At 33.9% G+C, this 24,511-nt stretch carries 18 protein-coding genes and 1 riboswitch; of the genes, 11 read left to right on the plus strand and 7 right to left on the minus strand.

Going from position 1 to position 24,511, the window contains the following annotated elements; translation table 11 throughout:
* Positions 1–104: 104 nt before the first annotated feature.
* The 7 genes from E0F91_RS02990 to E0F91_RS03020 all read right to left on the minus strand — a co-directional run bounded on the left by E0F91_RS02990 (position 105) and on the right by E0F91_RS03020 (position 13,399).
* Positions 105–2,513, minus strand: coding sequence for an alpha-ketoacid dehydrogenase subunit alpha/beta (locus E0F91_RS02990; RefSeq protein ID WP_132064867.1), 2,409 nt, complete (start codon positions 2,511–2,513; stop codon positions 105–107).
* Positions 2,514–2,699: 186 nt separating this feature from the next.
* Positions 2,700–5,447: a gluzincin family metallopeptidase gene (locus E0F91_RS02995; protein ID WP_132064937.1), complete on the minus strand. Its 2,748-nt coding sequence runs from the start codon at positions 5,445–5,447 to the stop codon at positions 2,700–2,702.
* A gap of 379 nt (positions 5,448–5,826) precedes the next feature.
* Positions 5,827–6,555, minus strand: coding sequence for an LOG family protein (locus E0F91_RS03000; RefSeq protein ID WP_132064868.1), 729 nt, complete (start codon positions 6,553–6,555; stop codon positions 5,827–5,829).
* Positions 6,556–7,178: 623 nt separating this feature from the next.
* On the minus strand, positions 7,179–8,579 hold the full coding sequence (locus tag E0F91_RS03005; protein ID WP_132064869.1) for an efflux transporter outer membrane subunit: 1,401 nt from the start codon (positions 8,577–8,579) through the stop codon (positions 7,179–7,181).
* A complete protein-coding gene (locus E0F91_RS03010) occupies positions 8,569–11,739 on the minus strand; it encodes an efflux RND transporter permease subunit (RefSeq protein ID WP_132064870.1) in 3,171 nt (1,056 codons plus the stop codon). Before E0F91_RS03010 ends, E0F91_RS03005 begins: the two co-directional genes overlap by 11 nt.
* Positions 11,740–11,772: 33 nt before the next feature.
* On the minus strand, positions 11,773–12,879 hold the full coding sequence (locus E0F91_RS03015; protein ID WP_132064871.1) for an efflux RND transporter periplasmic adaptor subunit: 1,107 nt from the start codon (positions 12,877–12,879) through the stop codon (positions 11,773–11,775).
* A gap of 22 nt (positions 12,880–12,901) precedes the next feature.
* Positions 12,902–13,399, minus strand: a complete 498-nt coding sequence (locus tag E0F91_RS03020) for a GbsR/MarR family transcriptional regulator (RefSeq protein ID WP_132064872.1) — start codon at positions 13,397–13,399, stop codon at positions 12,902–12,904.
* Between the two features lie 241 nt (positions 13,400–13,640).
* Here E0F91_RS03020 and E0F91_RS03025 point away from each other — a divergent pair, with 241 nt between their 5' ends.
* From E0F91_RS03025 to E0F91_RS03075, 11 genes are all read left to right on the plus strand, one after another.
* Positions 13,641–14,435 carry a 3-keto-disaccharide hydrolase gene (locus tag E0F91_RS03025; RefSeq protein WP_132064873.1) on the plus strand — a complete coding sequence of 265 codons (795 nt, stop codon included), beginning with the start codon at positions 13,641–13,643 and terminating at the stop codon, positions 14,433–14,435.
* A 120-nt stretch (positions 14,436–14,555) separates the two neighbouring features.
* Positions 14,556–15,785 (plus strand): HD domain-containing protein, encoded by a 1,230-nt coding sequence (locus E0F91_RS03030; protein WP_132064874.1) that lies wholly within the window; start codon positions 14,556–14,558, stop codon positions 15,783–15,785.
* A gap of 40 nt (positions 15,786–15,825) precedes the next feature.
* Positions 15,826–16,869, plus strand: a complete 1,044-nt coding sequence (gene lpxD, locus E0F91_RS03035) for a UDP-3-O-(3-hydroxymyristoyl)glucosamine N-acyltransferase (RefSeq protein WP_132064875.1) — start codon at positions 15,826–15,828, stop codon at positions 16,867–16,869.
* Complete coding sequence (locus E0F91_RS03040) at positions 16,862–18,250, plus strand: bifunctional UDP-3-O-[3-hydroxymyristoyl] N-acetylglucosamine deacetylase/3-hydroxyacyl-ACP dehydratase (RefSeq protein WP_132064938.1); 1,389 nt, start codon at positions 16,862–16,864, stop codon at positions 18,248–18,250. The genes lpxD and E0F91_RS03040 overlap by 8 nt, the downstream gene beginning before the upstream one ends.
* Before the next feature lie 69 nt (positions 18,251–18,319).
* Entirely contained in the window at positions 18,320–19,105 is a 786-nt protein-coding gene (lpxA, locus tag E0F91_RS03045; RefSeq protein WP_073351284.1) for an acyl-ACP--UDP-N-acetylglucosamine O-acyltransferase, read from the plus strand.
* A 172-nt stretch (positions 19,106–19,277) separates the two neighbouring features.
* Positions 19,278–19,844, plus strand: coding sequence for an elongation factor P (efp, locus tag E0F91_RS03050; RefSeq protein WP_066077467.1), 567 nt, complete (start codon positions 19,278–19,280; stop codon positions 19,842–19,844).
* A 62-nt stretch (positions 19,845–19,906) separates the two neighbouring features.
* On the plus strand, positions 19,907–20,836 hold the full coding sequence (locus tag E0F91_RS03055) for a UDP-3-O-(3-hydroxymyristoyl)glucosamine N-acyltransferase (protein ID WP_132064876.1): 930 nt from the start codon (positions 19,907–19,909) through the stop codon (positions 20,834–20,836).
* Position 20,837: 1 nt separating this feature from the next.
* Positions 20,838–21,200 carry a nuclear transport factor 2 family protein gene (locus E0F91_RS03060; protein ID WP_132064877.1) on the plus strand — a complete coding sequence of 121 codons (363 nt, stop codon included), beginning with the start codon at positions 20,838–20,840 and terminating at the stop codon, positions 21,198–21,200.
* A gap of 94 nt (positions 21,201–21,294) precedes the next feature.
* Entirely contained in the window at positions 21,295–22,167 is an 873-nt protein-coding gene (sucD, locus tag E0F91_RS03065; RefSeq protein ID WP_132064878.1) for a succinate--CoA ligase subunit alpha, read from the plus strand.
* A 216-nt stretch (positions 22,168–22,383) separates the two neighbouring features.
* A complete protein-coding gene (locus E0F91_RS03070) occupies positions 22,384–22,806 on the plus strand; it encodes a hypothetical protein (protein ID WP_132064879.1) in 423 nt (140 codons plus the stop codon).
* 126 nt (positions 22,807–22,932) lie between these two features.
* A riboswitch (SAM-I-IV-variant riboswitch) is annotated at positions 22,933–23,029 on the plus strand.
* 54 nt (positions 23,030–23,083) lie between these two features.
* A complete protein-coding gene (locus E0F91_RS03075; RefSeq protein ID WP_132064880.1) occupies positions 23,084–24,406 on the plus strand; it encodes a Na+/H+ antiporter NhaC family protein in 1,323 nt (440 codons plus the stop codon).
* Positions 24,407–24,511: the final 105 nt, after the last annotated feature.

Raw genomic sequence — 24,511 nt, forward strand, 5'->3', positions numbered from 1 at the left:
CTTTTGTTCACCGCTGTAATGCAGTAGAACGCTGTTTTTAAATAATATTGAAAAAAAAATCCTAACCGTTACCGATTAGGATTAGTATAGATAATACTTAAGTTTTAATACAAACTTGGATATTTAGAAGGATTCACTTCATTCATCATATGATACACTTTTTCAAAAATATCTTCGGAAGATGGTTTAGAGAAATAATCTCCATCTGTGCCATAAGCTGGGCGGTGTGCTTTAGCAGTGAGCGTTTGAGGTTTACTGTCTAAATAGTTGTACCCATCTTGATGTTCAATAATTTGTTGCAAAATGTAAGCTGAAGCTCCACCAGGAACATCTTCATCGATTACCAGCAAGCGATTTGTTTTGGCAATACTTTTTACTACGTCTTGATTTATATCAAATGGAAGTAAAGACTGCAAATCAATAATTTCGCAATCAATACCTACTTCAAGCAATTCTTTTGCCGCTTGTTGCACTAATCGTAGGGTAGAGCCATAAGAAACCAGTGTGATATCTGAACCTTCTTTTAAAGTTTCCACCACACCAATGGGAGTTTTGAATTCGCCATAATTTAACGGCATTTTTTCTTTCAATCGATAGCCATTCAAACATTCAATAACTAGAGCAGGTTCGTCGCATTCTAGCAAACTGTTATAAAAACCAGCTGCTTGTGTCATGTTTCTTGGAACCAAAACATGGATTCCTCTGATGGCGTTAATAATCATACCCATAGGAGAGCCTGAGTGCCAAATGCCTTCTAAACGATGACCGCGAGTACGTATAATTAGAGGTGCTTTTTGTTTTCCGACCGTTCTGTATCGCAAGGTTGCCAAATCATCACTCATGATTTGGATCGCATATAATAAATAATCTAAATATTGAATTTCGGCAATAGGACGTAATCCTCTTAGTGCCATTCCTATTCCTTGACCCAAGATGGTAGCTTCTCGAATTCCAACATCAGCAACACGCAATTCACCATATTTTTCCTGCATTCCTTCCAGCCCTTGATTTACATCACCAATAGTTCCTGCATCTTCCCCAAAAATTAAAGCCTCTGGATATTTGGTAAATATAGCGTCAAAATTATCACGTAAAATCATGCGTCCATCGGTATCTTCCTTAGCATCTTCAGCGTAAACTGGCAGGACTTTGTCGACAGAAAACACATTTAAATCTGTTTCTGAGAATAAGTTACTGCTAAAATTCTTCTGTGTTTTTGCGGTATAGGCTATAATCCATTCTGAAAGTACTTCTTTGCCATTTTCATTAAGTACTAAACGCAATACTTTACGTGCTGTTACTAGAATTTCCTTTTTTATAGGAGATTTAATGCTACTTAAATCAGAAGAGAATTTTAGAATGGCGTCTCTGTATTTGCTGGTTTCCGCTATTGTCTGTAATAGTGAAACCAACTCTTTTTGTTCTTCAGCAATAGGTTCTATAAAGGCATTCCAAGCGGCTTTTTTACCTTCTAAAACCTCTTTTTTTGCTTGTGCATCAATTGCTTCAATTTCTTCTGGAGAAGCTATATTTATAGCAATCATCCATAATTTCATTTGACGAACACAATCAAAGTCTCTTTCCCAAGCCAAGCGATCAGCATCTTTGTAACGTTCATGAGAACCGGAACTAGAATGTCCCTGTGGTTGCGTCAATTCATTAACATGGATCAAAACAGGAACGTGATTTTTTCGAGCTATATCGGCAGCTTTCTCATACGTTGCAATTAAGTCAGCATAATCCCAACCTTTGACTCTCAGAATTTCATATCCATTAGTGTCGTGTTCCTTTTGGTATCCTTTTAAAATTTCGGATATGTTTTCTTTTGTCGTTTGGTGTTTTGCATGCACAGAAATTCCGTATTCATCATCCCAAACACTCATAACCATAGGAACTTGTAAAACCCCTGCGGCATTAATAGTTTCAAAGAACAACCCTTCAGACGTGCTTGCGTTTCCAATGGTTCCCCACGCTATCTCATTTCCTTCGTTAGAAAAATTTGCTGCATTTGGAATTCCAGTAACCTGTCTGTATATTTTTGATGCTTGAGCCAGTCCTAATAACCTGGGCATTTGCCCAGCTGTAGGAGAAATATCAGCACTTGAATTTTTTTGTTTTGTTAAGTCTTTCCAAGTACCATCCTCATTTAAACTATGGGTTGCAAAATGGCCTCCCATTTGTCTTCCTGCTGACATAGGCTCTTGTTCAATATCAGTATGTCCATACAAACCTGCAAAAAATTGTTGTATCGTTAATTCGCCAATCGCCATCATAAAAGTTTGATCGCGATAGTAGCCAGAGCGGAAATCTCCGTTTTGAAATGCTTTAGCCATGGCCAATTGTGGCACTTCTTTTCCATCTCCAAAGATACCAAACTTAGCTTTTCCAGTCAATACTTCCTTGCGTCCTAAAAGGCTGCATTCTCTGCTTATTATGGCTGTGGTGTAGTCCTTTAAAACTTCGATTTTGAAATCTTCAAATGTCAATGTTGTATTGGTTTTTTCTTTTATCATAATTGAAAAGTATAACTTTATAAAGCAAATTTACTTAAAAACAACCTATTTTCATAGCACATTGAAAAAAATAGAATTTAATTATTGCAATTTATTCTAATAAAAAGAACTTTATTTTTTTATTATGTGTAATTTAAATCGTATTTTATTAATAATAGTTCAATAAATAATGAAAATTATATTCGATTAGAACCATTTTCGATTAAAAAGATTGATTAATGTTTTAGGAGAAAATGTAACAATAAAACGTATTTTTTCATTATAATTATCTTGTGCTATTTCCCATCCATTATTAGAATAGATTGGAAAATACAATTCAAAGTAGTCTGTTACTAAATTAAGACGGATGCCGCTATCGTAAACAAACCGTCCTTTTGTGTCTGCATTTTTGATTAACCCAATGTCTCCGTAGGCTTCAATCCAATTCCAAATACTGTAACTTGCATTTAAGCTCGTAATCCAGCGATTAGCAAAAGGGGTGTCGATTTTAGATTTAAATCCGCCTTCTGCTACTATATATTGTTGACTAAATAGACCGGTACTTTCGGATCTTCCAAAATAATTGTAATCAAAAAGATAATCTGTTGGTCTATCCAATGCGAAGCTAAAGAAATCCGATTGGGTTTTGTTGTACAAAAAAGTTCCGGCATAAAAACGCAAATTAATTTGACGGTTGTTCTCAAATAGTTTTCGATATTCTATTTCACCGGTTATTTTTCCGAATTTTCCTGAAATTTGTAAATCAGTCATAATATTGAAATGATTCGTAACCTCTGTTTTTGTATTGATATACCTTGCATCAAAAACGGAATAATTTTCAGGAGAATTATCAATCACTAAAGCACTTTTTTCCTTGTTTACAATAACTTGTCGGAAAGAGAATAATTGTTTTCTATTATCTCTAAAATTGGGTTCCCGAATGCGCAATTGCAAAGACGGGTTCAATCTTAAATAGGCAGCATCTTCTGCATAATGAAAATAGGAACCGCTTATAGAATATCTCGCATTATAAAGAGTACTGTTCCTGAAATTTTGATTGACTACAAAAACGGCTGAACCTGATAAATTTTTCGATTTTGTTGAGTACGAAGGATTTACATCAAAGATAAACGGTTTTTCCAAGATAGTCTTGTTGTGCAACCTAATTCCAGGAGTTACTCCATCATACAGATTATAATAAATCGAAGGAACATAGAGGACTTGATTGTAATAAGGATCCTCTAAATCTTTCATAAAAACAAATTTAACAGGCCGATTATTAGGAAAAAAACCTTCTAATTTTTTCCAATTGTTTCTTAAATTGTATTCTGGAACTTCATTTTTTAGATTTAAAATAATTTTATCAATGTTGTTTCGGGCAATCGTGAAGGTGCTATCACATTCTTCAATATCAAGCCATTGCTTAAATACGATTTCTCCTTTTTTTGTTCCATAAATAGGAATTGGGATCGGCGCTCCAGTTCTATTTTTCACTGAGAAAGTTATACTATCTTTTGTTTTAATAACGGTTGAGAATTTATAATCGATAATGTCTCTTGAATCTATGATTCTATTAAAAAACCAACTGATATCTTTTGAAGTGTTTGATTTTAATAAATGTTCAAAATCAGATCGCGCTACTTGATGGGTTTTATTTAAGGCGTAAAATTGTTTAATGCTATTTTGCACAGTGTTATTTTCAAGATAATCATCCAGAAACCGGATACTTAATCCAGCACGGTATTTGCTTGCAATTTGCTCATTAAATTTAATTAAAGTGTTTTTTGGAGATCCTAATTTTTGGTCTAAATTTTTACGGGCCATTAACATATAAAAATAGCTATATTGTCCATTAAAATCAATATTCGTCAGATTAAAACTTTTTAGTAATCGGATGTTGGATGCACTTCCCATCATTTTAGTATTCGGATGATGTTCATCCATATATTTCATCATGGCATAAACTTGAATTCCGTCATAAATCCAATTGTCTTTTCTTGGATCTAGATGCAAACTAGTTTTTAAATATTCATTTAGATAGGTTTTCAAAAATTTTATTTCGAATGTAAATTCATCTGGAAACGGGCTTAAAAAGGAGGGTAGTTGATTCAGTCCGTAAAAGGGATTTCTATCATAATTTGTTTGGGTAACGAGAATTTTGTCATTAGGGTATTCCCCTATTAAATTACTTGTAAAAGTTACGATTCGGTCAATTACAATTGCTTTTTGAATGTCATCTAATTTATTGTTTTTTAGATCAGTAAGAACTTCAACGGAAGCGTTTTTAAAACTCTCAAAACTCGCTTTAGGCTCCAAAATTATACTAAAATCTGTTCTGTCTTGTCCCGATAATTTGTAGTTTTTAAATTCCTTTTCGACAATGGTCTTAGAGGCTTTTAAATCCGATGTTGCTTCTAAGAGCGCAGGTATTTTTAGGTCTATTTCAAAGTCAGAAATGCCATTTGCAATATCGTCTAAGTTGTTGTTACTGTTTTTTATAAAAGCATGATTTTCATAGCGTGCGGGAGTTAAGTACCAGTTTTTTAGATTTAAAATTCCATTACTATTGTAGCCATATTTAGTAAATTTACTGCTGGGAATTTTTGAAATATACGAAAGATAGAACTTGATTTTTTGATTAGGAAGTAACGGTTCTTCTAAGTTTAGAACGACGTAATCTGGATTTTGATCCGTTCTATTCCAAGATAAAAATTGTTGATTGGAAGTAGTAATAATTAAATTGATAGTGCTTCCGCGTTCTTCTTCTTTGGCTAAGTGAAATCCTCTATAAAATTCATCCGAAAATCGTTTGGCTAATGGGGTGTTTTTATTGGAATATGCATTATTCCAATCATTCAAAACAATTGATTTTAGAGTATCCTTTGACTGATTAAAAAAAGTAATTTCTTGCTTTATGAACAAGGTTTTATTCTCTGAATTCAGCTCAACAGTCATCTTAGAATGGTGTTGCGCTTGTTGTTTTATTGACGTCAATAAAACAAGTATAAAAAGGAAAACTTTATAAATTGATCTCAAGTATTTGTTTTAAAATGTAAAGAAATAAAATTGCTTGTCTGTTTACCCAAAGATTAAATTACCGCAAATTAGCAAAATTTTCAATATAAATTTGAAACAATTAAAATGATAATTGGCTAATTTGGGGTAATTTTTTTTTAATCTTTCTATTGAAAGTAATGTCTAATAAATTTCTGTTTTTCTAGTCCAAAAAACTTGACCGATATCAGAATAGCGACGACTTAGGCTGCTAAATCAATCGATAATCTTGGGAGTTTTATGGTAAAATGAAATACAAAAGTCATTATACAGCTTGTCGTTAAAAATTTGGAGAAAAATCATATTTTTTGTAAAATTTGTCTAAAATAGCAACGACTTCCTCTTCAGTGTCAACAATTTTAAAAAGTTCCAAATCTTCCAGATTAACGGTCTTTTCTTGTTCAACTAATACTGTTTTTATCCAATCTATCAATCCTGACCAAAAACTGGTGCCCACTAATATTATGGGGAACTTTGCTATTTTTTTTGTTTGAATTAAAGTCATTGCTTCAAATAATTCGTCCATTGTACCAAAACCTCCTGGCATTACAACAAAACCTTGGGAATATTTGACAAACATCACCTTTCGAACAAAGAAATAATCAAAATTTAAGTTTTTATCGCTATCAATATAGGGGTTAAAATGCTGTTCAAATGGCAGCTCAATATTCAGTCCCACTGATGTTCCCCCACCAAGATGTGCGCCTTTATTACCTGCTTCCATAATTCCTGGTCCACCGCCAGTAATTACACCATAGCCCGCTTTACTTATTTTATAGGCAATTTTCTCTGCCAGTAAATAATAGGGATCCTCCGGTTTTGTTCTAGCCGATCCAAAAATACTCACACATGGACCTATTCGACCCATACTTTCATAACCGTTCACGAACTCTGCCATAATTTTAAAAATGGCCCAACTATCATTGGTTCTAATCTCATTCCAAGTCTTTCTTTTTAATCGGTCTTGGATTACTTTATCCTCGTCATTGTCAAAATCTTCTAATCTCATCTTCTAAAATATAATTTAATATCTAATTTTTTTTTGGAGTCTTACTGCCTTTAACCAAATTCAAAGGTTTCTTTTCAATCGTACTATTTACAAGTTCCGCAAGCATAGTAGGAATATTTAAAAGAAATTTCAATTTAATTTTGGATAGAACTCCAATCGACTAAAGTAATTCTTTTTTCAAGAATGGCACAGTATCGCTTTTTTTATTTTTTATATTTTTTTGCAGATTTGTTGTGTTCAGTAAAAAAGAGCATCTTGCAATAGGTATTTTTGTAAGTAGAAAGAAATAGAGAATGATTTGTTTGTTTCAACATAAGACCTATTCGTTTTTGATTTAACTAGATGTATTTTTAGTAGTTCGTACTTATAAATTGCTAGCACTTGCTTACTAATATTCTCATTCTGTTTCTAGTGTATTAAAATAAAAATCGTTTCTTACAAAATCTATTTCTTTGTATTTCTATTTTAACAAGTTTGCAATTCAATGATAAAATTTAAAGATTTAATTTAATCAAAAATAAATCTTTAATACTAAGTCTATAAATAACAAAACCACTGCCGGTACAAAAAGCAGTGGTTTTGAAACAAACAGGAATCAATAATAATTAGTCAAGCAATCTTAATTATTGCCAGCCACCACCAAGAGCTCTGTACAATTGAATTATCGCTTTATATTGTTGGAATTTATTGTCTATTAAACTTAGTTCGGCATTCAAAGCATTGTCTTTTACGGTCAAAACTTCTAAATAATTGGCTAAACCGTATGTTAATAATTCATCGGAGTAATCGGTGGCTTTATTTAACGCGTCCACTTGTTTTTCTCTTATTGTCAATTTATACGTTTCGTTATTGTATTGAGCCAAAGCATCTGAAACTTCTTTTCCTGCGGTTAAAAGCGACTGCTCAAATTGCAGATAAGCTTTTTCTTGATTGGCTTTTGCAATTTCGAATCTCGTTTTAATTTGGCGCTGATTGAAAATAGGCTGTGTTAAACCAGTAATTATGTTGGCAAAGATGGAATTAGCACTAAACCATTCTTTCAGATCAATACTTTGAAGTCCACCAGATGCAGTCAGTTTTAATGTTGGATAAAAATTACTTTTGGCTACATTAGTTTGTTCAAAATTAGAAATTAAGTTGTACTCTGCTGCAATCACATCAGGCCTGTTTCTAAGCAAAGTTGCAGGAACACCAAGCGTAATATTGGGTTGCATCAATTGATTTTCAAAAGTGCTTCTTTCAATTTTTGCCGAACCTTCGCCCATAAGAATACTTAAGGTATTTTCAAAAATGATAATGCTGTTCTTTAAATCGGCAATGATAATTTCAGTCGCATATTTCTGTGCTTCGGTTTGCTTAACGCCAACTTCGGTTACATTTCCCGCTTTTTTTAGTGCAATAATAGTTTCGACACTTTGGTTTCTGTTTACCAAGGTTTTCTCTGCTAATTTTATCTGTGCATCAACCGAAAGCAATTGATAATAGGTCGCAGCAATAGTAGCTATCAATTGGGTTTTTACTGCTTGGTTTGCAGCTGTAGTTTGAAGGTAAGCAGCATTTGCAGCACGCTTATTACTTCTTATTTTTCCCCAAATATCGGCTTCCCAAGAGAGGCTTCCAGTCAATTGATATTGATTGGTACTTCTGTCTTGTAATAAGGCGCCAAACTGACTGTTTCTAGAAAGTTCCTGATGCGTCCAGTCGGCACCTGCGGAAAGAGTAGGGAAGTATCCCGCTTTTCCTTGTTTCATGGCCGCCTCTGCCGCCACAATATTTTGCATGGCAATTTTAATATCCAAATTATTTTCTAACCCCTTCTTGATATATCCCTGTAAAAGCGGATCCGTAAAAACGTTTTTCCAAGCAACATTGGCAAGAGAAACAGTATCAGTTGACACGATTTCGTTTCGGTATAAATTTTCCGTTTTTAATTCCGGTCGTTTGTATTCTTTGGCCACAAAGCACGATTGCATTACCGTTGCGGTTATGACAAGTACAGCTATTTTGGTTAACTTATTTTTCATTTTCTTTGTTTAAAAGTGTGACATTTGAATCCTGATTTTCTATAGGAAGTGGCTTTGTAGAAATTTTTTCCTGCAAGGTTTGGAAAACAATAAATAATATAGGTATCACAAAAACTCCAAAAATAGTTCCTATTAACATTCCCCCAATTGCTCCAGTTCCAATAGCGTTGTTCCCAACAGCTCCGGCTCCTTTAGCTAACATTAAAGGCAATAATCCAAAAATAAATGCAAATGATGTCATCAAAATAGGACGCAAACGCGCAACTGCGCCGTTAATAGCAGCTTGTGTAATACTCATTCCTTTTTTTCTAGAATCTACAGAAAACTCGACGATCAAAATGGCATTCTTAGCCAGCAATCCAATAAGCATAATTAGTGTTATTTGTAAGTAAATATTATCACTTACATCAAATAAATAAGCAAATAAGTACGCTCCCGCTAAACCAATTGGTAATGAAATTAATACGGCAAAAGGCAACATATAACTCTCGTATTGAGCAGCTAACAAGAAATAGACAAATACCAAACACAAAAGGAAAATATACAATGTTTGACCACCTGCACTTATTTCCTCACGAGTCATTCCTGAGAACTCATAACCATAACCAACAGGTAAACTTTGACTTGCCACTTCTTCAACTGCTTTAATCGCATCGCCAGAACTGAAACCTTCGTTAGGAGCACCGGTAATTTTTACAGAAGTAAACAAATTGAATCGTTCTATTGCTTGAGGACCAAATACTTTTACCAATGTCACAAATTGTGAGATAGGCGCCATTTGACCGTTATTATTTCTGACTAACACTTTATTTAATGATTCGGGATTACTTCTAAATTCTGGTTCAGATTGGTAAACCACACGAAACTGTTTACCAAATTTGTTGAAATTAGAAGCATAAACACCACCGTAATATCCTTGCATCGTTCCTAAAACATCAGTAACTGTTAAACCTGATTTTTTTATGGAAGCGACATTCAAATCAATTCGGTATTGCGGATAATTTGGAGAAAAAGAAGTAGTCGCATATTTGATTTCAGGACGGCTGTTTAAAGCTGCCAAAAATTTATTGTTTACTTCACTTAGCTCCGAGATTGTTCCTCCTTTTTGATCTTGTAATTGAAATTCAAAACCATTGGTGAAACCAAAACCAACAAGTGTAGGACGAGCAAAATAAAGTACTTTTGCATCTTTTACTGACGCAGTTCGTTTAAATAATTCCTGTACAACTGCATTTATTTCTTGATTCGTTTCTTTACGTTCCGCCCAAGTTTTCAATTTTACGATTACCATTCCGTAGTTACTTCCGGTACCACTTAGTAAACTTCGACCTGATATACGAAGCACTTCTTTTATTTCAGGAATGTCTTTTACCTTATTTTCGATTTGTAATAAAACCTCTTCCGTTCTTTCCAATGAAGTACCTGGCGGAAGGGAAACATCCGAAAGAATCGCTCCCGTATCTTCACCCGGTACAAAAGCTTTTGGAGTAATATTTAACAGCAAGATAAATATCCCTGCAAAGACTGCAATTCCTAGAAAGGCCAACCATTTTCGTTTTATAAAAAACTCAACAGACCTTTTGTATTTAGCGGTTGTGGTTTCAAATCCAACATTAAATGCAGTAAAAAAGCGCGCTGCAAAACCTTTTTTCTTAGCACTTTTATCGTGTTCTTTTAAGAAAATGGCACATAAAGCCGGGGAAAGTGTCAAGGCATTAATAGCTGATAATACTATCGCAACAGCTAAAGTTATTCCAAACTGCTTGTAAAAAACTCCCGCTGATCCACTGATAAAAGAAACTGGAATAAATACAGCTGACATAACAAGCGTAATTGAAACAATCGCACTACTGATATCTTGCATGGCACTGTGAGCCGCTTTTTTAGGATCATGTTCTCCAGCTTCCATTTTGGCATGGACAGCCTCAACGACGACAATCGCATCATCGACCACAATTCCCACTGCGAGGACTAAAGCAAAAAGCGTTAGTAAATTTATGGTAAAGCCAAATAAACTTAGGAAAAAGAACGTTCCTACAATTGCAACAGGAACTGATATAGCCGGAATCAAAGTTGATCTCCAGTCTTGTAAGAAGATGAAAACTACAATAAATACTAATATGAAGGCTTCTATTAAGGTATGAATCACTTTAGTAATAGATTCGTCTAGGAAGTCGTTTGCATTAATTAATGTGGCATATTTTACCCCTTTTGGGAAATTTACTTCCGCATCATCTAGTACTTTTAACGAACCCTCAATTACTTCTTGCGCATTAGATCCTGCTGTTTGAGCAATTGCAATCGCAATAGATTTGTTTCCATTGGTGTAAGCATTACTAGCATAATTTACAGCTCCCAATTCAATTTTGGCAACATCTCCTAACTTAAGGATTTCTCCGTTTTCGGTTGAACGAATAATAATTTCTTCGAACTCTTTTACATTTTGTAATCGTCCTTTATATTTTAAAGCATATTGAAAAGATTGGTCCCCACTTTCACCTAACTGCCCAGGAGCAGCTTCAATATTCTGCTCAGCCAATAAAGCGGTAATATCCGAAGGAACAAGCCCATAAGCTCCCATTACATCTGGCTTAAGCCAAATACGCATGGAGTAGTCTTTTTGTCCAAAAATCATTGCTTCTCCAACTCCAGCTACACGTTTTATTTTTGGTAAAATATTGATGTTAGCATAATTCTGAAGAAAAGTATCATCATAATCAGGGTTGTCACTGTACAATGATAAAATTAAAATATTATCACTTTGTCTCTTTGAAGTCGTGACACCGGCTCTTGTAACTTCCTGCGGTAACAAAGGTGTAGCGCGAGAAACCCGATTTTGCACGTTTACTGCTGCCAAATCTGGATTTGTACCTAATTTAAAGTAAATGTTTATGACTGCCGAACCATCATTATTTGATGTAGAAGTCATATAAGTCATGTCTTCAACACCGTTTATTTGTTCTTCTAATGGAATTACCACCGAGCTCATTACCACTTCGGCACTGGCACCTTGATAATTTGCTGATACAGTTACCGTAGGCGGTGCTATTTCTGGATATTGTGAAACTGGAAGTGAGATTAACCCTAAAACTCCCAAAATTACGATGATAATAGAAATCACCGTTGACAATACGGGTCTGTCAATGAATTTTGAAAACATATTTTGTTATTTATTCAATAGTTAGTGTGTGAATTATTTTGTTGTAGGATTGATTATAGTTTTAAAATCAACAACTTCAGGGGTAATGAGGGTACCTTCAGTTACGATTCCAACTCCTTCCACAAGTATTTTATCATTTGTGTTTAATCCGCTATCCACTACAAAAAATTTGCCTCCAGGAATTGGTCGAACTACAATTGGAACAGCTTGCACTTTGTTATTTTTATCCACAACAAGCGCAATTCGCTTGTCTTGTAATTCTAATGTGGCGTTTTGAGGGATAATAATAACATCTTCTAAATCAGTAGGAATCTGTATTGTTCCACTTTCTCCTGAACGCAACAATTTGTTCCCGTTTGCAAAACGTGCTCTTACATTAAATGATCCCGTTTGTACATTGGCTTGACCGCTAAAAGTTTCAATTTTACCCTTTTGTTCATAAGGCATACCATTGCTCAAAACTAAATTCACCGCCTCCATTTTGTTTATTTTTTCCTGAAATGACTTTCCTTCCGCATTCATCATGATATCCAATTGCTCTTTTTCATTTACTGAAAAATAAGCATAAATAGTACTCACATCAGAAACTCGCGTTAAAGGTTCAACAGTCTGGCTGCTTACATAACTTCCAAGGCGTAATGGCAATGTCCCTACAAATCCATTAACAGGACTTTTTATAGTAGCATAATTAATTCTGGCAATAATACTTTGAAAAGTACTTTTAGCGCTAGCTAAGTTTGCTTTTGCAGTTTCTAATTGCACATCACTGATAATGTTTCGCTCTACCAAAGGGATTAGACGATTTACCTCCACTTGAGCAGCAGCTACTTTTGCTTTTGCCGCAGCAGCTTCTTGGGTTGCTGTTTGTGTCTCTAATTTAAAAAGTAATTGCCCTTTTTTAACTTCTTGGCCTTCTTGTACATATATTTTTTCAATATATCCATCTACTTTTGCACGAATATCGATGTCTGTAACTCCTTCTAAACTGGCAGGATATTCCGCTAATAAAGTAGTATTTGAAGTTCCTATTTCGACTACTTTGTACGACATAACTGGAGGAGCCGTTGGAGCGGTTTCTTTTTTGCAGGAGAGCAAACTTATTGATAATACGATTGCACTTATAAAATATTTCTTTTTCATTCGGACTATTTACTAAAATTGATTAATTATTTTTGCTATTATTGATTTCTATTTCCTTGAATTTTTCGATGGTTTTAATCAGAAGCTCCTCTACTTCGCAAACATGGATTTTATAGGCTTTTACATTTTCCATATTGCATTGTTCTTCTTTACAAGAAATAGTTTGCTCACGGTAGGTGATTAATTTGTCAATTATTTTTTTTTCAAAATCAAGAATTTTGATATAATTAGAAAGTCTTTCACTGAATGGAGACGGTTTAAAATATTTTTTACGATCACCGCTTAAAGTGTAGTAATTGATTTTATCCATCTTTAGAAGTAGATTCAAATTCGTAGAAATTGAGCTTTTACTGGCACCCATTTTTTCGACAATCTCTTCAAATGTTAATCCAGTCTTACAACCATCTACTATTAATAAACCAAGAATTCTGGAACCTAATGGCGGTAAATTGTATAATAACTCAAAATGAATTCCGAACATTTCGATGAGTTCTTCTCTCTCTTTTTGGATTGTTGCCATGTTTTTTTTTACAAAAGTAAAGTTAGTTCGTAATTTACCGAACTAAACGAACTTAAAATTATGTTAATTTTTAAGAAAACGATTTCTTTAGTATTTATTTTCTTTCGAATAAAAATCTAAAGTTTAAACCTCAATTAGTTATATCTAAATTAAAAAGTAGTTCGTGAAAAAAAAATGCTTAATATTGAGAAGAGAACAATTGCACAATATTTATATTTTATTAAACCAAATGAATTTAACTATGAAATCTAAAAACTTTACGAACTCTTTGCTACTAATTGCGTTATTTTTTGCAACGGCAGCTATGGCACAACACAAATATGTGAACACCCCTCCGGAGGTTTCGCCAATGCAAATGAAACCCGAAATGACTGAAATTTGGGAACCAGAAGTAAAAGTGATTACACCAGCTAAAATGCTTGGAAATGCACCTTCGGATGCAATTATTTTATTTGACGGTAAAAATCTGGATCAATGGGCAAGTCAAAAAGATGCCAGTAAACCTGCACCGTGGAACATTGTTGACAAAGATTATATGGAGGTTGTTCCGGGTTCAGGAGCTATTCAAACTAAGATGGCTTTTGGTGATTGCCAATTGCACCTGGAATGGAGCGCACCAGATGTAGTTTTAGATGGCGGACAGGCAAGAGGAAACAGTGGTGTGTTTTTCCAAAACAGGTATGAATTGCAAATATTGGATTCTTATAATAATAGAACCTACAGCAACGGACAAGCGGGAAGTATTTATAAAGATCATCCACCATTAGTAAATGCTGTAAAAACACCATTAGAGTGGAATGCCTATGATGTAATTTATACAGCTCCGCGATTCAAAGCGGATGGAAGAATTGATTCTCCGGCCAGAATCACCGTATTTTTAAATGGTGTTTTAGTACAAAACAATACGACCATAAACGGTTTGACACTGTACATCGGTTTACACAATTATCCGTCGTCTCATGGCGATGATGTTATTTCGCTTCAAGATCATGATTCTAAAAATCAATTCAGAAATATTTGGATTAGAAAACTTTAAAAAGTTAATCAACGGAGCGCTACAAACGCTCCGTTTCTTTTGGCTCTAAATCAGAACAAGGAACGTTTCTGTTTTGAAATCTAAATTACTTATATTTGTTGACCTTAAAATAAAGTTATAGTGAGTCAAATCAATAAGCTGAAAATATTCAATGATCCCATTTATGGATTTATTACCATTCCAAATGCCTTAATCTACGATTTAGTTCAGCATCCCTATTTTCAACGTTTGCGTCGAATTTCCCAAATGGGATTATCGTATTTAGTATATCCTGGTGCCAATCATACGCGTTTTCATCATGCTTTAGGTTGTATGCATTTGATGCAAAAAGCAGTCGATGTATTGCGTTTCAAAGGAGTAGCAATTTCTCTCGAAGAAGAAAATGCATTGTACATTGCCATTTTATTACATGACATTGGGCATGGACCGTTTTCGCACGCGATGGAAAAAAGCATTGTTGAAGATGTACATCATGAAGAAATATCATTATTATTCATGAACCAATTGAATGTGGAATTCAATGGTCAATTAAGTCTGGCTATTCAGGTTTTTAAAGGTGAATACAACAGAAAATTCATGTTGCAGTTGATTTCGAGTCAGTTGGATATGGATCGTATGGATTATTTGAAACGCGATAGTTTCTATTCAGGAGTGGCAGAAGGGAATGTCAACTCAGAACGACTGATTCAAATGATGAATGTCGTGGACGATTTTTTGGTTATAGAAGAAAAAGGAATTTATTCTGTTGAGAAATTCTTAATGTCTAGACGATTAATGTATTGGCAGGCATATTTGCACAAAACGAGTTTAGTGGCAGAGTTAATTTTGATGAAGATCTTAAAACGTGCCAAAGAATTGACTCTAAAAGGAGTACAGTTGCCTTGCAGTGAACCGCTGCTTTTTTTCATGCAAAATAAAGTCACGATTGAAACTTTTGATGCTGAAACCTTGGATTTATTTGCTCAATTAGATGATTTTGATATCATTGGAGCATTAAAATCTTGGCAAAAGCACGATGATTTTATATTGTCCTCTTTGAGTAAAATGATAGTAAACCGAGATTTATTAAAAATAAAGTTAACTAGCGAAAAAGTAGCGATTGAGGAATTGCAACCGCTTAAAGAGCGTTTTTCCTTGGAAAACAATATTTCACTAATGGAAACCAATTATTTTATTTTTAAAGGGAAAATAAAAAACCAAGCCTATAGCAAAGAAGCGGAACCCATACGAATTTTGAAAAAAGATAGCACAATCGAGGATGTAATTGAATCATCTGATCAGCTGAATTTAAAATCGTTATCTAAATTAGTGACCAAGTATTATATCTGTTTCCCAAAACAACTGTTATAAAAACGTCATTTAAAATCTATTTTTTTATATTTTTGTCGGGATGAAATTTACAGCAGAACAAATAGCGGGGATTTTAGAAGGAGAAGTTGTTGGGAATCCCATGGCTGAGGTTTTTAGATTGTCAAAAATCGAAGAAGGTGCTGAAGGGTCACTTACTTTTCTCTCAAATCCTAAATATCTTAATTATATATATTCTACAAAAGCTTCAGTAACAATAGTTAACAATACTTTTGTGCCTGAATCTCCTGTAACAACCACATTGATAAAAGTGCACGATGCTTATGCGGCATTTTCTAAATTATTAGAATTTTACAACCAAGTGAAATTAAATAAAAGTGGTATCGAGCAACCTTCTTTTCTTTCGCAAAGTGTAAAATACGGAGATAATTTATATCTTGGCAGCTTTAGTTATGTTGGCCAAAATGTAGTTTTAGGCGAAAACGTAAAAATTTATCCCAATTGTTTTATTGGCGATAATGTTATAATTGGTGATAATGTTGTGTTATTCGCTGGCGCAAAAATATATTCGGAGACCGTAATAGGTAATAATTGTACGATACATTCCGGAGCAATTATTGGTGCTGATGGTTTTGGTTTTGCACCAAATCCAGATGGGACATACACTAAAATCCCACAAATAGGAAATGTAATTATTGAAGATAATGTTGATATAGGTTCTTGTACAACAATTGACAGAGCCACAATGGGATCAACAATCATAAGAAAAGGTGTAAAGCTTGACAATCAAATTCAGATTGCTCACAATGTAGAAATTGGCGAAAATACCGTAATTGCCGCTCAAACAGGAGTTGCAGGTTCTACAAAAATTGGGAGAAACGGAATGATAGGAGGCCAAGTTGGAATATCCGGACACTTAAACATTGGGAATAATGTTCGAATCCAAGCGCAATCGGGTGTGGGACGAAATATAAAAGATAATGAAATCTTGCAAGGAAGCCCTACATTTGGTTACAATGATTTTAGTAAATCGTATGTTCATTTTAAGAATTTACCAAAAATCGTTGCAGAAATAGAAGAATTAAAAAAACAAATATTAAACCAAAAAAATGGAAACAATGGTTAAACAGAAGACCATCAAAACAGAAATTTCGCTAACTGGAGTTGGATTACACACAGGAAAAGAAGTAAAAATGACTTTTAAACCTGCTCCAGTGAATAATGGTTTTACTTTTGTTCGAGTAGATCTAGAAGGGCAACCTATTATTGAAGCAGATGCGAATTATGTTGTAAACACGCAAAGAGGAACTAATTTAGAAAAATTAGGTGTTAAAATTCAAACTCCAGAGCATGTTTTAGCAGCGCTCATTGGTTGTGATTTAGACAACATAATTATCGAATTGAATGCTTCGGAACTTCCTATAATGGATGGTTCCTCTAAATATTTTGTTGAAGCACTTGAAAAAGCAGGATTTGAAGAGCAAAATGCCAAGAGAAAAGTTTATGTCGTTAAAGAGGTTATCTCATTCACTGACGAAGCCTCAGGAAGTGAAATTTTAGTAATGCCAAGTGATCATTATTGCGTTACTGCCATGGTTGATTTTGGTACTAAAATTTTAGGTACACAAAATGCAAACATGAAAAGTATTGCTGATTTCAAAACTGAAATAGCCGAATCCAGAACCTTTAGCTTCTTACATGAATTAGAATCCCTTTTAGAAAATGGATTGATAAAAGGAGGCGATTTGAATAATGCTATAGTCTATGTTGATAAAGAAATTTCGGAGGCAACAATGGAAAACTTGAAAGTTGCGTTTGGAAAAGAAACTATTAATGTAAAACCGAATGGAATTTTAGACAATCTTACTTTGCATTATCCAAATGAAGCGGCAAGACACAAACTGCTTGATGTAGTAGGTGATTTAGCTTTAATAGGTACTAAAATTCAAGGAAAAGTTATTGCTAATAAACCGGGGCATTTTGTAAATACACAATTTGCCAAAAAAATGGCTAAAATTATAAAAATAGAACAGAGAAATTATGTTCCCGTTTATGACTTGAATCTAGAGCCGTTAATGGATATTCATAAAATTATGGCGGTATTGCCTCATCGACCACCTTTTCTATTGATTGATAGAATTATTGAAATGTCTGAAAGCCATGTTGTAGGGATGAAAAATGTCACCATGAATGAAAATTTCTTTGTGGGTCATTTTCCTGAAGCACCAGTTATGCCCGGTGTCTTGATAGTGGAGGCGATGGCACAAACAGGAGGAATTTTAGTTTTAAGTACAGTTCCAGACCCTGAAAATTATTTGACTTATTTTATGAAAATTGATAATGTCAAATTCAAACATAAAGTACTACCTGGTGACACCTTAATTTTTAAGTGTGATTTAATAACGCCTATCAGAAGAGGAATTTGTCATATGCAAGCAAATGCTTATGCAAATGGAAAACTCGTTGCTGAAGCGGAATTAATGGCTCAGATTGCAAGAAAACAATAATTTTTGTTGATTTGATTAATCGATTTTTCGATCAATCGCTTAAACAGTTAAACGGTTAAACAAAATAAAATGAATCAACCCTTAGCCTATGTTCATCCCGGTGCTAAAATCGCCAAAAATGTCGTAATAGAACCCTTTACAACCATTCATAACAATGTTGTTATTGGAGACGGTACTTGGATAGGATCCAATGTTACGATTATGGAAGGTGCAAGAATTGGAAAAAATTGTAATATATTCCCAGGGGCAGTTATCTCAGCTGTTCCACAAGATTTAAAGTTTGGCGGAGAAGATTCACTTGTGATTATTGGAGACAATTGTACGATTAGAGAATGTGTGACAATCAATAGAGGTACAATCGCTTCGGGACAAACTGTAATTGGCGATAACTGTTTAATCATGGCAACAGCACACATTGCTCATGATTGTCACGTAGGAAATAATGCTATAATTGTTAATGGTGTTCTTTTAGGAGGACATGTAACTATTGGTAATTATGCTATTGTAGGAGGATTGTCAGCTGTACATCAATTTATTAGTGTAGGAGACCATGCCATGATTTCAGGTGGGTCATTGCTTAGAAAAGACGTGCCTCCGTATACCAAAGCAGCAAAGGAACCTTTGTCTTATGTTGGAATCAACTCGGTAGGATTGAGAAGAAGAGGTTTTACGTCTGAAAAAATCAGGGAAATTCAAGATATTTATAGAATTTTATATCAAAAAAATTATAACGTTACACAAGCTTTGGGTATTATTGAAGCAGAAATGGAAGCTACGCCTGAAAGAGACGAAATTATTGATTTTATCAGAAATTCATCAAGAGGAGTAATGAAAGGATATTCTGGAAATTATTAATCCTTTACCCAACTTTTCCCGAAGGGAAGGGAGTCGAAATAAATTTATTTTGATAAAAAAACAAATGGTAGAACAAAATTAAATAGCAGAAAATAAATAATTAACAAATTTCCAGTCTTAGCTCCTTTCCCTACGGGGAAGGTCGGGGTGGGGAAAATAAATAAAAAATACAATGGCATCAACATCAGATATTAAAAATGGATTGTGCATCAAGTACAATAATGATATTTACAAAATCATCGAATTTCTTCATGTAAAACCAGGAAAAGGACCAGCTTTCGTTAGAACCAAATTGAGAAGTTTAACGAATGGGAAAGTATTAGACAATACTTTTTCTGCGGGACATAAAATAGAAGAAGTTAGAGTAGAAAATCATAAATTTCAATTTTTGTATCCAGAAGGGGATGATTTTCATTTTATGAATACAGAGACTTTCGAGCAAATCACTTTAAATAAAAACATTTTAGATTCACCAGATTTACTAAAAGAAGGAGAAAATGTGATGGTAAGTATCAATACAGAGACTGATTTACCACTTTCTGTTGATATGCCTGCATCTGTTATTCTTGAAGTGACTTATGCTGAACCAGGAATCAAAGGTAATACAGCTACAAATGCAACTAAATCAGCGACTGTTGAAACGGGTGCAAGTGTAAATGTTCCCTTGTTTATTAATGAAGGAGATAAAATTAAAATTGATACTGCATCCGGTTCTTACATGGAACGAGTTAAAGAATAGTTTGCATTGTTCAGTAATCAGATATACTGGACACTGATTACTGAACACTGAATACTAAATAAATGAAATTCCAAAAAGTTTATACTTTAGAAGAAATTGCAAGTATCATCGACTGCGAATATGTTGGTGATACTAATTTTCCTGTTTTAGGAATGAATGAAATTCACGTTGTTGAATCTGGAGATATTGTTTTTGTAGATCATCCAAAATATTATGACAAGGCATTAAATTCTGCAGCAACGGTTATTTTAATCAATAAAAATGTAGCTTGTCCAGATGGAAAAGCGTTGTTGATTTCTGAAGATCCATTTAGGGATTTTAATAAATTAACAAACTATTTTAAGCCATTTCAATTTTCGAACGTTTCAATAGCTACTTCAGCTTCAATAGGTGAAGGCACTGTGATACAGCCGAATACATTTATTGGAAATCATGTTGTTATTGGTAAGAATTGCTTAATTCATTCTAATGTTTCGATTTATGATTATACCGTAATTGGGGATAATGTAATCATTCATGCAGGAACTATTTTGGGTGCTGATGCATTTTATTATAAAAAACGTCCTGAGGGTTATGATCAATTACTTTCCGGCGGAAGAGTGGTTATTAAAGATAATGTAGGCATTGGAGCACTTTGTACAATTGATAAAGGAGTTACAGGCGATACCACTATTGGTGAAGGTACGAAAATTGACAATCAGGTACATGTTGGACACGACACTGTTATTGGAAAAAAATGTTTAATTGCGTCACAAACCGGAATTGCGGGTTGTGTAATTATTGAAGATGAAGTTACTATTTGGGGACAAGTAGGAACGACCAGCGGAATTACTATAGGAGCTAAGGCAATTATCCTGGGTCAAACCGGTGTGACAAAATCTGTTGAAGGTGGGAAATCTTATTTTGGTACGCCAATAGAAGAATCAAGAGAAAAATTGAAACAACTGGCTAATATCAAAAAGATACCCGAAATGCTAAATAAACTAAAATAATATGTCTGCTAAAGAATTTGTTCAGAAATTTTATAAATCGGATGCTTTAATTGATGGTGAGGTTATCAAAGAATTTTTACATCCAGACGTAATCGTTGAATGGAATAGTAGTAAAGGATTTGTAGAACTTAATTATGATTCGTTATTAAATTTGTCTAATGATTTAAGCAAAGCTTATGTTCGATCTAAGGTTCGCATAAGCCATATTATTGGTGAAAATGATCTGATTTCGGTCCGTTATTCTCATTTTGTGAAAACGATTGAGAACCCACGAGAAGAAATGTTATTGGCCCATTTCATAGTTATTTGGCAAATAAAAGACAATAAATTATATCGAGGCTATCAAATGAGTCAATTATCCTAATTTAGTGTCAAAAAACTCAATACTGAATACGTTTTAGTGCTTAGTATTTTATACTTTTGCATAACCATTTTAAAAACTACATAAAAAATATATCATGAGTGTTTTAGTTAATAAAGATTCCAAAATAATTGTTCAAGGTTTTACAGGAAGCGAAGGAACTTTCCATGCTTCTCAAATGATTGAGTACGGTACTAACGTTGTTGGTGGTGTAACTCCAGGAAAAGGGGGAACTTCTCACTTAGACCGACCAGTTTTTAATACTGTAAAAGATGCTGTAGAACAAGCAGGAGCTGATACAACTATCATTTTTGTTCCGCCAGCTTTTGCTGCTGATGCAATAATGGAAGCTGCTGATGCTGGTATTAAAGTAATTATTGCAATTACTGAAGGAATTCCTGTTGCTGACATGATAAAAGCGAATAGCTATGTTAAAGAAAGAAATGCACGATTAATAGGTCCAAACTGTCCTGGAATTATCACTCCAGGTGAAGCTAAAGTTGGTATTATGCCAGGTTTTGTTTTCAAGAAAGGAACTGTTGGTATTGTTTCTAAATCGGGAACATTAACGTACGAAGCGGCGGATCAAGTAGTTAAACAAGGATTAGGAATCACTACTGCAATTGGTATTGGTGGAGACCCAATAATTGGAACTACAACAAAAGAAGCAGTTGAATTGTTGATGAATGACCCAGAAACAGAATGTATCGTAATGATAGGTGAAATTGGTGGACAATTAGAAGCTGATGCTGCTCATTGGATCAAAGCTGATGGTAACCGCAAACCAGTTGTAGGTTTCATCGCAGGAGTTACAGCTCCTCCAGGACGTACAATGGGACATGCTGGTGCAATCGTTGGTGGATCTGACGACACAGCTGAAGCTAAAAAGCAAATCATGAGAGAATGTGGAATTCACGTGGTAGATTCTCCAGCTGAAATTGGTAAAAAAGTAAAAGAAGTTTTAGGTTAATTTAAACTCCTATTAAATATTTCTAGAAGCCTCACAATTTGTGGGGCTTTTTTATTATAAATTCAATTAAAGAAATATCTTTGCACTTTATTAAATATTTCTGTTTTGCAGATTCAATTGTAATAAGAACAAATACAAACGAATGGTTTCTAATGGACCTCACGATTTTGTGGGGTATTTTTTTGCCGAAACCAATTCAAATTAAAATAAAATATTATGTATAAAGAGTTAAAAAAATTCAAAGTTACCAATCAGTTTTCATTTACTGTAGAAGATAGTTTAGCAGAAGTTTGTAACGCATCAGAAGGATCTGGAGTGTTTTTAGTGTATTCTGTTGGGGATGAAAAAGAGCTAATCATGGTTGGTTCTACTGGAACTGTTCAAAATAATGGTACTTTGAAAATTAAAAATGGTGGTCTAAATGACAAAATTGTTGAAGGACACCAATTTGCAAAAACAGGAAGAAAGTATTCTTGGCCAGCACAAATGAAAATTGAAGATATTAGCACGCTAGAAGTAGTTTGGTATGAGACATTCAACGATAAAACTAAAGTGATTCCAACATTCGTAGAAGGACAAGTTTTACAAAATTTCCTAGACGAAAATGGAAGATTACCAAAATGGAATGTAGCTTTTTAATTATTTAAAGACTGTTTTTCAATATCTTACTTATAATTGCGCTACATTTTTATGTGGCGCTTTTTTTGTTTTATTATTTTTTTGAATAAAATTCAAAATATTTCATAAATAATTAATTACTTTTGCACCCGTTATCACGAATCCTGCAATAGGATAGCAACCTGCAACAACAAGCAAGGTGCTAAAACGATAAGCCAAATCCTTTGGAAAAAATGTTGTTTACATTCCCATATTTAGCTTTGTTTTTCGTCATAATTTTTAATTTAAAATTATTTTTATGACTTTATTTTCAAAAGAAAAAGGAAACGCCTTTGCCTTGATTCCTTTATTCATTTTTATTTTTACTTTCTTGGGAGCGGGAATTATTCTAAATGATTTTTATGCTTTTCCATCACCAGTAGCTGTTTTAGTTGGTATCATTGCTGCTTTTTTATTATTCAAATCCTCTACTGAGGATAAAGTGGCTACATTAATTGCAGGTTGTGGTGAGAGTAAAATCATGACGATGTGTTTAATTTACTTGCTTGCAGGAGCTTTCGCAGTAGTTAGTAAAGCGATGGGTGGAGTAGACGCTGTGGTGAATCTTGGTATAAATACAATTGATGTTGCTTATTTTCCGTTAGGAATTTTCTTGATTGCTTCTTTTTTGTCAACTGCTACAGGAACTTCTGTTGGTGCAATTGTTGCGATTGGTCCGATAGCTGTAGCATTAGCTGATAAAAGCGGCGCTTCATTACCACTTATTTCTGGCGCTTTATTAGGTGGTTCTATGTTGGGAGACAATCTTTCCATGATTTCTGATACGACCATCGCAGCAACGCAATCGTTAGGATGTGATTTAAAAGATAAGTTCAAAATTAATGTGTTCATTGCCTTTCCAGCTGCAATTTTGACTATTTTGGTTTTCTTTTATCTTGGTTTAAACTCGGATATTGTGACCGTTGCCATTGCCAAAAATGATTTTTCTTGGATTGCGATTGTACCTTACATTTTAGTAATTGTATTGGCAGTTGTGGGTGTTAATGTTTTTTCAACATTGCTTATTGGAACTTTATTAGCTGGAATTATTGGTTATTTTAGTGGTTCTTTTACGCTGATGGAATTCACTCAAAAGATATATGAAGGCTTTACCAGTATGACTGATATTTTCTTATTATCAATGCTTACTGGAGGTTTAGCTGCTATGGTAGATAAAGCGGGTGGAATTACGTATTTATTAGTTCTAATTAAAAAAAGAATTAAAAGTAAAAAATCAGCTCAAGCGGGAATTGGCGCTATAGTAGGTTTCGCTAATTTAGCGATAGCAAATAACACCGTTTCTATTGTAATTACAGGACCTATTGCCAAAGAAATTAATGATGAATACCATTTAAATCCAAAAAAAACAGCGGCAATTCTGGATATATTTTCGTGTATTATTCAAGGAATTTTACCTTATGGCGCACAAATATTGCTTATTTTGAGTTACGCGAATGGTAAATTAAATTTCTTTGATTTAATTAGTAATGCTTGGTATCATTTATTTTTATTAGTTTTCACATTGGTTGCGATTTACAGTTCGTTTTGGGATAAATGGACCAAGCGATTCTTTAATATTTAAGAATTGAATTTTGACTGTTATTGCTTTTGAATTTTTTTTAAAAAGGGAATTATTATATATTTGACACGTGTAAGATAGCCCTGATAGTAGTGGAAATCCTTTTAT

This window comes from Flavobacterium sandaracinum, assembly GCF_004349135.1.
Taxonomy (GTDB): domain Bacteria; phylum Bacteroidota; class Bacteroidia; order Flavobacteriales; family Flavobacteriaceae; genus Flavobacterium; species Flavobacterium sandaracinum.

What these genes read in the sequence shown, in the direction of transcription:
- sucD (WP_132064878.1), top strand. Translation starts at nt 21,295, where the DNA reads ATGAGTGTTTTAGTTAATAAAGATTCCAAAATAATTGTTCAAGGTTTT.
- E0F91_RS03020 (WP_132064872.1), bottom strand. Translation starts at nt 13,399, where the DNA reads ATGGCAACAATCCAAAAAGAGAGAGAAGAACTCATCGAAATGTTCGGA.
- E0F91_RS03040 (WP_132064938.1), top strand. Translation starts at nt 16,862, where the DNA reads ATGGTTAAACAGAAGACCATCAAAACAGAAATTTCGCTAACTGGAGTT.
- lpxD (WP_132064875.1), top strand. Translation starts at nt 15,826, where the DNA reads ATGAAATTTACAGCAGAACAAATAGCGGGGATTTTAGAAGGAGAAGTT.
- E0F91_RS03000 (WP_132064868.1), bottom strand. Translation starts at nt 6,555, where the DNA reads ATGAGATTAGAAGATTTTGACAATGACGAGGATAAAGTAATCCAAGAC.
- E0F91_RS03005 (WP_132064869.1), bottom strand. Translation starts at nt 8,579, where the DNA reads ATGAAAAATAAGTTAACCAAAATAGCTGTACTTGTCATAACCGCAACG.
- efp (WP_066077467.1), top strand. Translation starts at nt 19,278, where the DNA reads ATGGCATCAACATCAGATATTAAAAATGGATTGTGCATCAAGTACAAT.
- E0F91_RS03025 (WP_132064873.1), top strand. Translation starts at nt 13,641, where the DNA reads ATGAAATCTAAAAACTTTACGAACTCTTTGCTACTAATTGCGTTATTT.
- E0F91_RS03055 (WP_132064876.1), top strand. Translation starts at nt 19,907, where the DNA reads ATGAAATTCCAAAAAGTTTATACTTTAGAAGAAATTGCAAGTATCATC.
- E0F91_RS03060 (WP_132064877.1), top strand. Translation starts at nt 20,838, where the DNA reads ATGTCTGCTAAAGAATTTGTTCAGAAATTTTATAAATCGGATGCTTTA.
- E0F91_RS02995 (WP_132064937.1), bottom strand. Translation starts at nt 5,447, where the DNA reads ATGACTGTTGAGCTGAATTCAGAGAATAAAACCTTGTTCATAAAGCAA.
- E0F91_RS03075 (WP_132064880.1), top strand. Translation starts at nt 23,084, where the DNA reads ATGACTTTATTTTCAAAAGAAAAAGGAAACGCCTTTGCCTTGATTCCT.
- lpxA (WP_073351284.1), top strand. Translation starts at nt 18,320, where the DNA reads ATGAATCAACCCTTAGCCTATGTTCATCCCGGTGCTAAAATCGCCAAA.
- E0F91_RS03015 (WP_132064871.1), bottom strand. Translation starts at nt 12,879, where the DNA reads ATGAAAAAGAAATATTTTATAAGTGCAATCGTATTATCAATAAGTTTG.
- E0F91_RS02990 (WP_132064867.1), bottom strand. Translation starts at nt 2,513, where the DNA reads ATGATAAAAGAAAAAACCAATACAACATTGACATTTGAAGATTTCAAA.
- E0F91_RS03010 (WP_132064870.1), bottom strand. Translation starts at nt 11,739, where the DNA reads ATGTTTTCAAAATTCATTGACAGACCCGTATTGTCAACGGTGATTTCT.
- E0F91_RS03070 (WP_132064879.1), top strand. Translation starts at nt 22,384, where the DNA reads ATGTATAAAGAGTTAAAAAAATTCAAAGTTACCAATCAGTTTTCATTT.